This window comes from Microvirga sesbaniae, assembly GCF_025460805.1.
Lineage (GTDB): Bacteria > Pseudomonadota > Alphaproteobacteria > Rhizobiales > Beijerinckiaceae > Microvirga > Microvirga sesbaniae.
The window spans coordinates 1-1,220 of record NZ_JAMXFJ010000117.1 but is presented as its reverse complement, the minus strand read 5'-3'; the positions used below and the strand labels follow the sequence as shown (position 1 = coordinate 1,220).

Below are 1,220 nucleotides of genomic sequence, written 5' to 3'. Positions count from 1 at the left end.
TTTCCGGGCATTTTGATCCTTGAGGAGGGTCAGTGCCATGAAGAGATCGCGGTATACGGAAGAACAGATCGCCTTTGCCCTGCGCCAGGTGGAAAGCGGCACACCGGTGGCCGAGGTGATCCGCAAAATGGGCATCACCGAACCGACGTTCTACCGATGGAAGAAGCAGTTCGCCGGCATGGGCGTGGCCGAGATCCGACGCCTCAAGCAGCTCGAGGATGAGAACACCCGGCTCAAGAAGCTCGTGGCGGATCTCAGCCTGGACAAGACCATGTTGCAGGACGTGCTCAAAAGAAAGTGGTGAAGCCCGTCGTTCGGCGCGAGATCGCAGGCCATCTGCAGAGGGCCTATGGCATCAGCGAACGACGGGCATGCTCCGCCACCGGCTTCCAACGCTCCTCGCAGCGCTACCGCCAGCGATCTGATCCGCAGGTCGAGCTGCGGATGCGGCTCAAGGAGCTCGCGGCTGCCCGTGTGCGCTACGGCTATCGTCGGCTGCACATTCTGCTGCGGCGGGAAGGCTGGCCGGTGAACCACAAACGCACCTACCGCCTCTACCGCGGGAAGGGCTGTCGATCCGGCCCAAGGCACCCAAGCGCAAGCGCGCCTGGCGCTACCGACAGGGTCGTCCGGAGGTGGGTGGTCCCAACGAGGTGTGGGCGATGGACTGGCAGGAGCTGACCAGCTTTTCGACGGACGTCCGTTCCGGATCCTGACCGTGGTGGACTGCCATACGCGAGAGTCACTGGCGATAGTGCCGCGAGTGAGTTTCCGGGCCCATCAGGTGGTGGAAGCACTCGATGAGATCGCCAGAAGCCGTGGCCGTCCCAAGAGCCTACGGGTAGACAACGCCCGGAATTTGCCGGTCGGGCCCTGGACCAATGGGCGTATCTCAACCGGGTGGAGATCGACTTCTCGCGGCCCGGAACGCCCACGGATAATGCGTACATCGAGGCATTCAACGGCCGCCTGCGGGCGGAGTGCCTGAATGCATCATGGTTCTTATCCATGGCCGATGCCCGGGAGCGGATCGAAGACTGGAGGAGAGATTACAATGAGACCAGGCCCCATACGGCGCTCGGCGGCTTGACGCCGAACGCCTTCGCCCAACAAACTCATCAAGCCCGGAAAGTTGCATAGGCCGTGGATCACATATGGGGGCAGCTCCAAACCAACCCTGAATTAACATCACACCCGGATCACCCACATGGGGCAGGCCA

The 1,220-nt window shown here is 62.2% G+C and carries 1 pseudogene; it reads left to right on the top strand.

Annotated features, from left to right (window positions below):
- Positions 1 to 37: 37 nt before the first annotated feature.
- Positions 38 to 1,140, top strand: a pseudogene (locus tag OCW50_RS33050) (IS3 family transposase).
- The last annotated feature ends 80 nt before the right edge of the window (positions 1,141 to 1,220 follow it).